Origin of the sequence: Pseudomonas fungipugnans (assembly GCF_029955235.1) — a bacterium.
Taxonomy (GTDB): Bacteria; Pseudomonadota; Gammaproteobacteria; order Pseudomonadales; family Pseudomonadaceae; genus Aquipseudomonas; species Aquipseudomonas fungipugnans.
The window spans coordinates 2464366-2477115 of the sequence record NZ_JARBWL010000001.1 but is presented as its reverse complement, the minus strand read 5'-3'; the positions used below and the strand labels follow the sequence as shown (position 1 = coordinate 2477115).

General features: G+C 60.5%; 10 protein-coding genes and 1 pseudogene. 5 read left to right on the top strand and 6 right to left on the bottom strand.

The annotated features are described in order from the left end of the window. Nucleotides 1-57: 57 nt before the first annotated feature. The 5 genes from POF45_RS10130 to tadA all read left to right on the top strand — a co-directional run bounded on the left by POF45_RS10130 (nucleotide 58) and on the right by tadA (nucleotide 6320). A complete protein-coding gene (locus tag POF45_RS10130; RefSeq protein WP_282315613.1) occupies nucleotides 58-1281 on the top strand; it encodes a maltoporin in 1224 nt (407 codons plus the stop codon). Nucleotides 1282-1352: 71 nt separating this feature from the next. Next, nucleotides 1353-3881: a phosphoenolpyruvate--protein phosphotransferase gene (gene ptsP / locus POF45_RS10125; protein ID WP_282315612.1), complete on the top strand. Its 2529-nt coding sequence runs from the start codon at nucleotides 1353-1355 to the stop codon at nucleotides 3879-3881. A 2-nt stretch (nucleotides 3882-3883) separates the two neighbouring features. After that, nucleotides 3884-4174 (top strand): PTS sugar transporter subunit IIB, encoded by a 291-nt coding sequence (locus tag POF45_RS10120; RefSeq protein ID WP_259496322.1) that lies wholly within the window; start codon nucleotides 3884-3886, stop codon nucleotides 4172-4174. A gap of 272 nt (nucleotides 4175-4446) precedes the next feature. Beyond that, nucleotides 4447-5823, top strand: coding sequence for a multicopper oxidase family protein (locus POF45_RS10115; protein ID WP_282315611.1), 1377 nt, complete (start codon nucleotides 4447-4449; stop codon nucleotides 5821-5823). Next, nucleotides 5823-6320: a tRNA adenosine(34) deaminase TadA gene (gene tadA, locus POF45_RS10110; RefSeq protein ID WP_282315610.1), complete on the top strand. Its 498-nt coding sequence runs from the start codon at nucleotides 5823-5825 to the stop codon at nucleotides 6318-6320. The genes POF45_RS10115 and tadA overlap by 1 nt, the downstream gene beginning before the upstream one ends. Before the next feature lie 133 nt (nucleotides 6321-6453). Here tadA and cmoB read toward each other — a convergent pair whose 3' ends face one another. From cmoB to lon, 6 genes and pseudogenes are all read right to left on the bottom strand, one after another. Beyond that, nucleotides 6454-7410, bottom strand: a complete 957-nt coding sequence (cmoB, locus tag POF45_RS10105; protein WP_259496318.1) for a tRNA 5-methoxyuridine(34)/uridine 5-oxyacetic acid(34) synthase CmoB — start codon at nucleotides 7408-7410, stop codon at nucleotides 6454-6456. Continuing rightward, a complete protein-coding gene (gene cmoA / locus POF45_RS10100) occupies nucleotides 7407-8186 on the bottom strand; it encodes a carboxy-S-adenosyl-L-methionine synthase CmoA (protein ID WP_282315609.1) in 780 nt (259 codons plus the stop codon). Before cmoA ends, cmoB begins: the two co-directional genes overlap by 4 nt. 82 nt (nucleotides 8187-8268) lie before the next feature. Then, entirely contained in the window at nucleotides 8269-8904 is a 636-nt protein-coding gene (locus POF45_RS10095; protein ID WP_259496314.1) for a lysoplasmalogenase, read from the bottom strand. A 2-nt stretch (nucleotides 8905-8906) separates the two neighbouring features. Continuing rightward, nucleotides 8907-9299, bottom strand: coding sequence for a protease inhibitor I42 family protein (locus POF45_RS10090; RefSeq protein WP_259496312.1), 393 nt, complete (start codon nucleotides 9297-9299; stop codon nucleotides 8907-8909). Nucleotides 9300-9597: 298 nt separating this feature from the next. Next, the gene (locus tag POF45_RS10085) at nucleotides 9598-10053 is read right to left on the bottom strand and encodes a hypothetical protein (protein ID WP_282315608.1); all 456 of its coding nucleotides are present in this window, start codon (nucleotides 10051-10053) and stop codon (nucleotides 9598-9600) included. Nucleotides 10054-10222: 169 nt separating this feature from the next. Next, nucleotides 10223-12641 (bottom strand): annotated as a pseudogene (gene lon, locus POF45_RS10080) (endopeptidase La). Between the last annotated feature and the right edge of the window lie 109 nt (nucleotides 12642-12750).

Here is a 12750-nt window from a genome sequence, read left to right as displayed (position 1 = left end):
GGGGACTTTTGCGCGCCGTTTTTGCTGCAGCACACAATAAAAATAATGGGGTGGCTCTTGAAAACAATAATAAATCGCAGCCTTGTAGCAGCAGGTGTTTGCCTGGCATTACCACTGTCGGCCCAGGCGCTGGAGTTCGCCGGTTACTTGCGTAGCGGCATCGGGACCTCGGTCAACAGCGGCAAACAGCAGTGCTTCCAACTGCCGGGGGCGCAGACCAAATATCGCTTGGGCAACGAATGCGAGCAGTACGCCGAACTGGAGTTACGCCAGGATCTTTACACCCTGGACGACGGTTCGGTGTTGAGCGTCGATGGCATGGCTTCGTTGTACAACCAGTACGACAAGGACCTGACCTTCAACGGTGATAACGGCTCGGTGCGCATGCCGCAGCTGTATACGCAGTGGTCAAACCTGCCGAGCCTGAACGGTGGTTCGCTGTGGGCCGGCCGGCGTTACTACAAGCGGAACGACATCCACATTTCCGACTTCTACTACTGGAACCAGAGCGCCACCGGCGGCGGAATCGAAGACGTGCAGATCGGTGATCTGAAATACAGCTACGCCCTCTCGCGCAAGGATAATCTGTACCAGAAGGACTACATCAACCGGCATGACTTCAACGTCGCCGGGTTCAAGATCAACCCCGGTGGCGAGTTGGAGGTGGGCCTGAGTTACATCGACAAACCCGACAGCCAGGATGCTCACCGTGGCTGGGCGATCACCACCCAGCATGTGCAGAAAGGCTTTCTGGGCGGCAAGAACAAACTGGCCTTCCAGTACGGCGAAGGCCCCGGCACCGGGTTGGGTTATACCGGTAACGTGAAGCTGGACGACAGCAACAAAAGTTATCGCGTGGTGGAGTTCTTCGACTGGCAAGTGACGCCACGCTTTGGCGGCCAGATCGAGGCGGTCTATCAGAAAGACATCCGCCCGGACGGTGCCGACCAGAACTGGATGTCCATTGGCGTGCGCCCGGCGTATGCGATTACCGAGCAGTTCAAGCTGGTGACCGAGTTGGGCCACGATCAGGTTGACGCGCCGGGCGGGACGCGCAAGCTGAGCAAGTTCACCTTCGCCCCGACCTGGTCGCCCAAGGGCCCGGAGTTCTGGGAACGCCCCGAGGTGCGCCTGTATTACACCTATGCCAGCTGGAACGAGGCGGCCAAACGGGCAGCCAATGAACTGGCGGCGGGCTCGGCGTTGTCCGACACCGGCGCCTTCGGCACGGCGCTCCACGGTGCCAATGTCGGATTGCAGGTCGAGTACTGGTGGAAATAAACGCATAACCTCGGTAGCGCCTACAAAGTATCGCAAGCGTCTTTTAAAAGAACAAAACAGCAGGTGACGTCATGGCCACACCCCAACATTTGCAACTGCTCGCGCCGCTGTCCGGCGTACTGATGCCCCTGGACCAGGTGCCCGATCCGGTGTTTTCCAGCCGCGTGATCGGTGACGGTTTGTGCATCGATCCGACAACTAAAACCTTGTGCGCGCCACTGGCCGGGGTGATCAGCAATGTGCAGACCAGTGGTCATGCCGTCAGCATTACCGACGACCACGGTGTGCAGGTGTTGATGCACATCGGCCTCGATACCGTGAACCTGGCGGGCAAAGGGTTTACCCGGTTGGTGGAAGAAGGTCAGCGGGTGGAGGCGGGTCAGGCTCTGATCGAATTTGATGTCGATTACATCGCCTTGAATGCGCGCAGTCTGTTGACCTTGATGCTGGTGGTCAGTGGTGAACCGTTCACCTGGCTGGTGCCCGAAGCGGGTCTGGTGGAAAGCGGCCAACCGCTGCTGAGTCTGAACTCCGCCGGGCAGGTGAGGGATGAGCTATTGGCTGATCAGGGCGAAGCACTGTTCTCCAAACCGGTGACCCTGGCCAACCCGAACGGCTTGCACGCGCGTCCGGCGGCGGTGTTTGCCCAGGCGGCGAAAGGCTTTTCGGCGAGCATCCATCTGCATAGACAGCAGGACAGCGCCAATGCCAAATCCCTGGTGGCGATCATGGCGTTGCAAACGGCGCACGGTGATCGGGTGCAAGTCAGCGCGGTGGGGCCGGATGCGCAGGTTGCGATCAAAACCCTGAGCGAGCTGCTGGTCGCCGGTTGCGGCGAAAGCGTGACGGTGCTGGCGGATGTGCAACCGACCGAGACGTGCGCGCAGACGGTACTGCGTGGGGTTTGCGCATCCGCAGGTTCGGCGTTTGGTCTGGTCGTTCAGATCGCCGAGCAGACACTGCACGTGAGCGAATTCGGCAAGGGCGCGCAGGTTGAGCGTGAACAGTTGGCTCAGGCCTTGAGCGAGTCGCAGCGGGACTTGCAACAACTGCGTGACAACGCCAACAGCGACGCCCAGGGCGAGATATTCAAGGCGCATCAGGAACTGCTCGAAGACCCGGGTTTGCTGGATCAGGCCCAGTCGCTGATCAGCGAAGGCAAAAGCGCCGGATTCGCCTGGCGGGCGACGACCGAAGCGACGGCGGTTCAGTTCAAGAGTCTCGGCAGCCCCTTATTGGCGGAGCGGGCAGCAGACCTGGCGGATGTGGGGCAACGGGTGCTCAAGCGGATTCTGGGCGTGCAGGATCAGGTGATGGATGTGCCGGAGGGGGCGATCCTGATCGCCGAGCAACTGACCCCGTCGCAGACTGCCGGGCTCGATACCCGCAAAGTGCTGGGGTTCGCCACGGTGGGGGGTGGCGCCACCAGCCACGTCGCGATTCTGGCCCGGGCCGCTGGCTTGCCGGCGGTCTGCGGTTTGCCTGTTCAGGTGCTGGCGCTGGTCAATGGCACGCAAGTGTTGCTGGATGCCGACAAGGGTGAGCTGCACCTTGATCCGGATCTCGCTGCCATCGAGCAGCTTCAGGCCGACCGTCAGCAACAACAAAAACGCCATCAACACGAACTCGCCCACGCCGCGTTGGCGGCCTGTACCCGCGACGGTCATCACATCGAGGTGACGGCCAACGTCGCCTCGCTGAATGAAACCGAACAGGCCATCAGCCTGGGCGGTGAGGGCGTCGGATTGTTGCGTTCGGAGTTTCTGTATCTGGATCGCAACCACGCGCCGAGCCATGACGAACAAGCGTCCACCTACAGCGCCATCGCCCGCGCCCTGGGACCGACGCGCAATCTGGTGGTGCGCACGCTGGATGTCGGCGGCGACAAGCCCTTGGCCTACGTGCCGATGGAGAGTGAAACCAACCCGTTCCTCGGCATGCGCGGAATTCGCCTGTGCCTGGAGCGTCCGCAACTGCTGCGCGACCAGTTCAAGGCGATCCTTGGCAGTGCCGGGCTGGCCCGTTTGCATATCATGCTGCCGATGGTCACCCAGCTCAGCGAATTGCGTCTGGCCCGGCAACTGCTCGAAGAAGAGGCGCAGGCGCTGGGTCTCACGGAGTTGCCGAAACTGGGGATCATGATCGAAGTGCCGGCAGCGGCATTGATGGCGGACCTGTTTGCGCCAGAGGTGGACTTCTTTTCCATCGGCACCAATGACCTGACCCAATACACGCTGGCCATGGACCGCGATCACCCGCGCCTGGCCAGTCAGGCCGACAGCTTTCATCCGTCGGTGCTGCGCCTGATCGCCACCACGGTCAAGGCTGCCCATGCCCACGGCAAGTGGGTGGGCGTGTGTGGTGCGCTGGCCTCGGAAACCCTTGCGACCCCGTTATTGCTGGGGCTGGGGGTGGACGAGTTGTCGGTGAGTGTGCCGCTGATTCCAGCGGTGAAAGCGGCGGTACGTGAAGCGAATCTGACGGATTGCCAGGCCATTGCCCGGCAAGTGCTGGGACTGGAAAGTGCCGAGCAGGTGCGCGAGGCATTGCGGCTTTATCACGCCGCGGTGGTTGATACTTCACTGGTTCTGGAGAACTGAGCATGTTCGAGAAAATGCAGCGGGCGTTCTGGAAAGCGTTGACCCCGGATATGGTGGTGGATGAGCCCAAGCAGGCTGTTCAACCGGTTGCAGGTTTGGCCGAGGATGTCGTGGCCGCGTTGGGCGGGGTGGATAATCTCAAGTCACAGCAGCCCGTGGCGCTGAGCCGGGTACGGGTGCAATTGCGGGATGTGGCGCAAGTGAACCGCCAGGCTTTGAAAATGGCCGGTGTGCCGGGCGTCATGCTGCTGGATGACGGGGTGGTGCATCTGATCACTGGCCTTCAGCCTTAACCGATCCCTTGTGGCGAGGGAGCTTGCTCCCGCTCGGCGGCGAAGCAGTCGTAAACCGCCCAGCGCGGTATACCTGAAGCAACGCGATGGCTGGATTCGGGGCCGCTTCGCGCCCCAGCGGGAGCAAGCTCCCTCGCCACAGCTGCTTTGCCGGCCCTGATGTCCCTGTGTCCCATTGCCGCCCCGCCCTTACTGTTTCTCAACCGCAGGTGTATCGTATTCGCCTTTTGCGGGTGTCTGGCCCGCCGCTGATACGTGAGGTAGTTGAGTTCATGTCCTTTACCCGTCGCCAAATACTCGGTGGTCTGGCCGGTCTTGTCGTAGTTGGCGTGGGGGCCGGTGGCGCGTCGCGGTACTGGCTGGGGAAAATGGCCGACGCCGAGGCGGGTCACGACTACGAACTGATTGCCGCCCCGCTGGACGTTGAACTGGTGGCCGGGCACAAGACCCAAGCCTGGGCGTTCGGCCCGTCGGTGCCGGGCACCGAGCTGCGGGTACGCCAGGGCGAATGGCTGCGGGTGCGTTTCATCAACCACCTGCCGGTGGCGACCACCATTCACTGGCACGGCATTCGCCTGCCGCTGGAAATGGACGGTGTGCCGTATGTCTCGCAACTGCCGGTGCTGCCGGGTGAATACTTCGACTACAAATTCCGCGTGCCGGACGCCGGCAGCTACTGGTATCACCCGCATGTGAACAGCAGCGAAGAGCTCGGTCGTGGTCTGGTCGGCCCGCTGATCATCGAAGAACGCGAGCCCACCGGTTTCAAGTACGAGAAAACCCTGAGCCTCAAGAGCTGGCACGTCGATGAAGAGGGCGCGTTCGTCGCCTTCAGCATTCCTCGCGAAGCCGCTCGCGGCGGTACGGCGGGGCGCTTGTCGACGATCAATGGCGTGTCGCAGGCGGTGATTGAGTTACCCGCCGGGCAGATCACTCGCGTGCGGTTGCTCAACCTCGACAACACCCTGACCTACCGCATCAATATCCCCGGCGCTGAAGCGCAGATTTACGCGCTGGACGGCAACCCCGTCGAGCCGCGTCCGCTCGGCAAGGAGTACTGGCTCGGTCCGGGCATGCGCATCTGTCTGGCGATCAAGGCACCGGCGGCGGGTGAAGAATTGTCCCTGCGCAACGGCTCGGTGCGCTTGGGCACTTTGCGTTCAGTGGCCAACAGCGATGCGCCGACACCATGGCCGCCCGCGCTGCCGGCCAACCCGATTGCCGAGCCGGACCTGGCCAATGCCGAGAAACTCAACTTCAATTTCGAGTGGGTCGGCTCGGTATCGGTCAATGTCGATAACGGTAAACCGCCGAGCCTGTGGCAGATCAACGGCAAGGCGTGGGACATCACGGACAAGACCTGTTCGGATCGTCCGATTGCGACCCTGAAAAAGGGCAAAAGCTATATTTTCGAATTGAAGAACATGACTCAGTATCAGCACCCGATCCACCTGCACGGGATGAGCTTCAAGGTAATTGCCTCGAACCGGCACAAGGTCATCCCGTACTTCACCGACACCTATCTGCTGGGCAAGAACGAACGCGCGCAAGTCGCACTGGTGGCGGATAATCCGGGCGTGTGGATGTTCCATTGCCACGTGATCGACCACATGGAAACCGGCCTGATGGCCGCCATCGAGGTAGCGTGATGCGTCAGATACGCCCCAACGCCATCATTGATCGCAGCCGCGATCGCGACTTCATGCGCGAAGCCCTGGCCCTTGCTGCCCAAGGCGCAGCGCTCGGTGAAGTGCCGGTGGGCGCGGTGCTGGTGCAGGACGGTGAAATCATCGGTCGTGGCTTCAACTGCCCGATCAGCGGCAACGACCCCAGCGCTCACGCCGAGATGGTCGCGATCCGCGCCGCCGCACTGGCCGCCAGCAACTATCGCCTGCCCGGCAGCACCCTCTATGTGACGCTTGAACCGTGCAGCATGTGCGCCGGGCTGATCGTCCACTCGCGGATTGCGCGGGTGGTGTACGGCGCGCTGGAGCCCAAGGCCGGGATTGTGCAGAGCCAGGGGCAGTTCTTTACCCAGGGCTTTTTGAATCATCGGGTGGTGTTTGAGGGCGGGGTGTTGGCTGAGGAGTGTGGGGCGGTGTTGAGCGAGTTTTTCCGGGCCAGAAGAGCAAAACTCACTGACTGAACACTAATCAAATGTGGGAGCGAGCTTGCTCGCGATGGCGGACTAACATTCAACATTGATATTGGATGTTATGGCCTCATCGCGAGCAAGCTCGCTCCCACAGGGGATCTCTGTTGTCTGGACGATCGAGTGTTTACTTACGGGCCACAATGACAGCCCGCATCGGCGCCGGCAGCCCTTCAACCGTCTTGCCGTGATCGTCCGGATCCAGGAAATCACTCAGCGACTGGTACTTCATCCACTCCGTCCCGCGTTGCTCTTCAACAGTGGTGGTGCTGACATCCACACAACGCACATCACTGAAGCCTGCACGGCGCAACCACAACTCCAGCGCCGGCACCGACGGCAGGAACCACACGTTGCGCATCTGCGCGTAGCGGTCTTCCGGCACCAGTACCTGCTGTTGATCGCCTTCGATCACCAATGTCTCCAGCACCAGTTCACCGCCCTTGACCAGGCAATCCTTCAGCGCCAGCAAATGCTCGATCGGCGAACGGCGGTGGTAGAACACGCCCATGGAAAACACCGTGTCGAAGCCTTCCATGTTCGGCGGCAGGTCTTCGAAGGGGAAGGGCAGATGCCAGGCATTGGGCTCGGACAAGTAACGCTGCACGGCCTGGAACTGGCAGAAGAACAGCCAGTTCGGATCGACGCCAATCACACTGTCCGCGCCGGCGCCGAGCATGCGCCACATGTAGTAACCGTTGCCGCAACCGACATCGAGGATGCGTTTGCCCTTGAGGTCCAGATGCGGGGCGACCCGCGACCACTTCCAGTCCGAACGCCATTCGGTGTCGACATGCACACCGAACAGGTCGAACGGCCCCTTGCGCCACGGCGACAAACCCATCAGCGCCGTACGCATCTGCGCGCGGGTTTCGTCGTCGCAATCGGTGTCCAGCCTCAGGCCGTTGAGCAAGTCGACTTCGCTCGGCTGGATCTTCGGCAAGGCGTCCAGCGCACTTTGCCAGCGCTCCAGGTCGCCGTGGCCCTTTTCCATTTTCCTGTCGAGCTGTGCTTGCAGGGTATTGGCCCAGTCGGCGAGCGGCGTACCGGCCAGGCGGCGGGCGAGGGGAGACAGATCAATCATGGCAAGGCAATCAACGAGGCAAAGTTAAGACACTGGAACCACGGCACGACTTTCGAGAACCCGGCGGCCAACAGGCGTTCGCGGTGTTCTTCGAGGCTGTCGGGCTTCATGACATTTTCGATGGCGCTGCGTTTCTGGGCAATTTCCAGTTCGCTGTAGCCGTTGGCGCGCTTGAACGCGACGTGCAGGTCGGTGAGCAGTGCATGCTCTTGGGGATCGTTGAAGCGCAACTTCTCCGAGAGAATCAGCGCGCCGCCCGGCAGCAGCGACTGGTGGATGCGCGAGAGCAAGGCCGTACGTTGCTCGGGTGCGATGAATTGCAGGGTGAAGTTCAGCGCCACCACCGAGGCCGGCTGGAATTGCAGGGCGAGGATGTCGCCTTCAATGACCTCCACCGGCAGCAGTTCCTGGAACATCGAGTCCTGACCATTGAGGTATTCGCGGCAACGCTCGACCATGGCGGCGGAGTTATCCACAGCGATCACGCGGCAACCGTCGGTGCGCACATGTCGGCGCAGGGCCTGAGTCACGGCGCCCAAGGACGAACCCAGGTCGTACAGCACGCTGTTGGGTTGAGCGAACTGCGCGGCGAGTACGCCAAGGTTTTCAACGATGGTCGGATAACCCGGCACCGAGCGCTTGATCATGTCCGGGAATACCCGCACCACGTCCTCGTTAAAGGCGAAGTCAGGCACCTGGGCCAAAGGCTGGGCGAAAAGGCGATCGGGTTCTTTGCTCACGGCGGTTCCAGCGGCGTAGGTGGAAAAGGCCGGCATTTTAGCCAAATTGGCGGGGGGATGCGCGGGTTGTCTGATAAACCGCTGGCTGAAGGGGCAGAGGGCTGCTGTGGTGAGGGGTTCAGCGTCGTTCCTGAGTAAACGCCGACGCCGTAATTCCCCATTGCCCCAGCCAGTAGCTGAGAATAATCACATAGGGCGCCGCCTCGAACGGCACTACAAACCGGCTGATGCCAATCACGCTATCGGAAAACACGAACGCCAACGCACCCGCCGCCGCCAGCAGTGCCGAGCGTTTCGGCACGCCGCTGCCGAGGCGAGCCAGCGCCCGCCACAGCATCGCACTGATGGCCAGGCCATAGACAATCACGGGAATCAGCAACGGCCCCAGCCCGTGGGAAATCAGAATCCCCAGCAAAGCAGCACCAACGCCCAGTGCAAGCATCAGCGGCAACAGCGCCAGGCGCCGGCAATCGCTCAAATAGGCCCTGAGGTAGGCCAGGTGAGCCACCAGAAACGCCCCCAGGCCAAATACAAACAAATCCCCCGGCCAGGCCAGCAACACATCGCCCAGCAGAGAGAAAATCAGCCCCAGGCTGATCCAGCGTCGATAGTCGGTGGGCGGCGCATCGTGCAGCCAGCCGAGCAAAGCCAGGACCGGCAGCGGCTTGACCAGCAGGCACAGCAACGCGGCGTGTACGCTCACCCCGTAGAGAAACGTCACCGCGCCCATCAGCGCCAGAATCAGCCAGCCCACGGTCAGTTCACCGAAATCGCACAGTCAAAGGTTTTCACGGCCGGGACTTCCGGCTCCCACGGCTGCGAATACGTCAGGCGCAAACGCCCGGTGCCGATGGCGAACGCCTGAAAGCGCCAGGTCGACAAGCCGGCACTGCCGACAATACCGCCGTCGTCGGGGTTGCTGTAAACCTCGGGGCTCAGGGCGCGTAACACACCGCCGGCAGAGTCCTGGATCGCCCAGCGATAACCGGTGGTGGGATTGCTCGGCAGGCTGACAATCAGGTTTTGCCCGTTGCTCAGGCGCACCGGACATTCGCTTTGTTTTTCCACGGTCACGTTTTGTTTGGGGTGCGTGGCGCACGCGGCCAGCAAGGAGAGGGCGATCGGGACAAACAGGCGAGTAGGGGACATAAGGGCAGCGGCTCCGGCATTCACGACGAACGGCGAGCATAACTGAAGATGAGACAAAGTGTGACCGTTGGGCTGTGGTGTGATCCAGACGTCTGTGTTGTGAATGCCGACGCCTTCGCGAGCAGGCTCGCTCCCATAATAGAAAACTGTTTGATCACACAGTCTGTGAACACCAGAGATCAATTGTGGGAGCGAGCCTGCTCGCGAAAGCAGTCTTGCAGGCGCTGGATGATTCTCAGAACAGTACAAAACGGGTGCCCGGTCATGCGAATACGGCTATTTGTTTAATGCCTTACAGTCAACTATCCAAAACAAACGAAAACTCACCCCTGGATGAAAATTCATTATTTTGTCCATCATTGAACTTGACATTAAAAATGCCGGTGTAGCCTGTCTTGCCAGTGTTCACAAACAAGTTCATGACGCCTTCAAGTGCCCAACGGCTAACAGGAGGCTGGCCCGCAGTAAAAGCGATTTCGATCAGGTTCCCCGGTTTGTTAAGTTCGTAGATGCCCGTCTCGATCTGTCTCGGCAGGTAAAAATCAAACGCTCGAGCAAGCGGGGTGTTCTTTTCACCACCCTTGAAAATAGCCAGAATCTCGCGGGAGCCGACGCTGGTGTAAAACGCTTCGGAGTTGAAATCCGGCTGGCCTTGAATAGTGGCCTTCAAATTGTTGTTTTGGCAGCAGCGGCGAAATTCAACTTCATTTTTAACGCAGTTGTCGACAAAGCTTCGTCGTTGATTGATGTCCATTGGCTTATCTCTTTGATGTGCAGTAGCACGACGTGTTCAAGCCTTGAAGGTACAGCCAATGACGGGAAGAAGGAGCTATCAAATCTGCTAGGTTTACCGCCGAATTGTATTTCTGTTTGTCAAAAAAAAGGCCAGATGATTAGTCTGGCCCAGTCAGGTTCATGTTCCGTTAAAACAATATTTTCGCTACATCCGCAAAGCGCTTGGCGAAGTGCACGGTAATCCCTTCTTTCAGGTAGTCCGGCAGTTCCTCAAAGCTGCCACGATTGGGCTCCGGCAAGATCAATTCGAAAATCTTCTGCCGCCGCGCCGCGATCACCTTCTCACGCACCCCGCCAATCGGCAGTACATGCCCGGTCAACGTCAGTTCACCGGTCATGGCCACGCCTTTTTTCGGTGCCTGGTTACGGGCGAGCGAGAGCAGGGCGCTGGCCATGGTCACGCCGGCGCTCGGGCCGTCTTTGGGGGTGGCGCCTTCCGGTACGTGCAGGTGGACGAAGGCTTCGTCGAAGAACTTCGGATCACCGCCAAACGACTTCAGGTTGGAGCTGACGTAGCTGTAGGCGATTTCCGCCGACTCCTTCATCACATCACCCAGTTGCCCGGTGAGCTTGAAGCCACGGTTGAGCGTATGAATGCGCGTCGCTTCAATCGGCAAGGTCGCGCCGCCCATGCTGGTCCACGCCAGCCCGGTAATCACGCCAGTGCCGGACAGCACCTGCTCGTTGCGGAACACCGGATGGCCGAGGGACGCTTCGAGGTCTTTCGGACCGATCTTGATCACCGCGTCCGGTTCGTCGATCAGCTTGACCACCGCTTTGCGCACCAGTTTGCCCAGCTGTTTCTCCAGCTGGCGCACCCCGGCTTCACGGGCGTAACCATCGATCAGTGCCTTGAGCGCGGTGTCGCTGATGGCCAGGTTGGCTTTGGATACGCCGGCCTTTTCAAGTTGTTTCGGCCACAGGTGACGTTTGGCGATGGCGATTTTTTCTTCGGTGATGTAGCCCGACAGGCGAATCACTTCCATCCGGTCCAGCAAAGGGCCGGGAATCGAATCCAGGGTGTTGGCGGTGCAGACGAACAGGACTTTCGACAGGTCCATGCGCAAGTCGAGGTAGTGGTCGAGGAATTCGACGTTCTGTTCCGGATCCAGGGTTTCCAGCAGCGCCGAGGCCGGGTCGCCCTGGTAGCTCTGGCCCATCTTGTCGATCTCGTCGAGCATGATCACCGGGTTCATCACTTCGACGTCTTTCAACGCCTGTACCAGCTTGCCCGGTTGCGCGCCGATATAGGTGCGGCGGTGGCCCTTGATCTCGGCTTCGTCACGCATGCCGCCGAGGCTGAAGCGGTAGAACGGCCGGCCCAGGGATTCGGCGATGGATTTGCCGACGCTGGTCTTGCCCACGCCCGGCGGCCCGACCAGCAGCACGATGGAGCCGCTGATCTCGCCTTTATAGGCACCGACCGCAAGGAATTCGAGGATGCGGTCCTTGATGTCGTCGAGGCCGGCATGGTGTTTGTCCAGCACCTTGCGGGCGTGCTTGAGGTCGAGTTTGTCCTCGCCGTACACGCCCCACGGCACCGACGTCGCCCAGTCGAGGTAGTTGCGGGTGACCGCGTACTCTGGCGAGCCGGTTTCGAGGATCGACAGTTTGTTCATTTCCTCTTCGATGCGTTTTTTGCACCTGCGGCGACAGCACCTTGCCCACCAATCGTTGCTCGAACTGCTCGACGTCGGCACTGCGATCGTCCTTGGTCAGACCCAGCTCCTGCTGGATGACCTTGAGCTGTTCCTTGAGGAAGAACTCGCGCTGGTGTTCACCGATCTTGCGGTTCACCTCGGCGGAGATTTCTTTTTGCAGGCGCGCGACTTCGACTTCCTTGCGCAGCATCGGCAGGACTTTTTCCATGCGTTTGAGCATCGGCACGCAGTCGAGCACTTCCTGCAACTCACCACCGGTGGCCGAGGTCAGTGCGGCGGCGAAGTCGGTCAGTGGCGACGGATCGTTGGGACTGAAGCGGTTGAGGTAGTTCTTCAACTCTTCGCTGTACAGCGGGTTGAGCGGCAGCAACTCCTTGATCGCGTTGATCAGCGCCATGCCGTAGGCCTTGACCTCGTCGGTCGGCTCGGTGGGCTGGTGCGGGTATTCGACTTCCACCAGATACGGCGGGCGATGGTGCTTGAGCCAGGTCTTGATGCGCACCCGGGTCAGGCCCTGGGCGACGAATTGCAGCTTGCCGTTTTCGCGGCTGGCATGGTGCACCTTGACCAGCGTGCCGTAGAGCGGCAGGGCCGAGGTGTCGAAATGGCGCGGGTCTTCCTGGGGCGTGTCCATGTAGAACAAGGCCAGGGAGTGGTGATCGGACTTACTGACAAGATCCAGCGTTTCGGCCCACGGCTCTTCATTGACGATCACCGGCAGCACTTGCGCGGGGAAGAACGGGCGGTTGTGGATCGGGATGATGTAGACCTTGTCCGGTAGATTCTGGCCCGGCAGGGCCAGGCCTTTGCCGGTGGAGGGGTGTTCGGCGTTCTCGGGATCGGCGTATTCGCTCGGGTCTTCAGGGAATGCTTGCTGGTCGCTCATGGGGCACCTGCGCAATGGGGTATGGGTGTTAGATGGGGCAGGTGGGGGGTGGTTTCAATGGGCGGGGATATTTCAGGGTGTGTTTCAGGCGTTCAGGTAATCGAACACG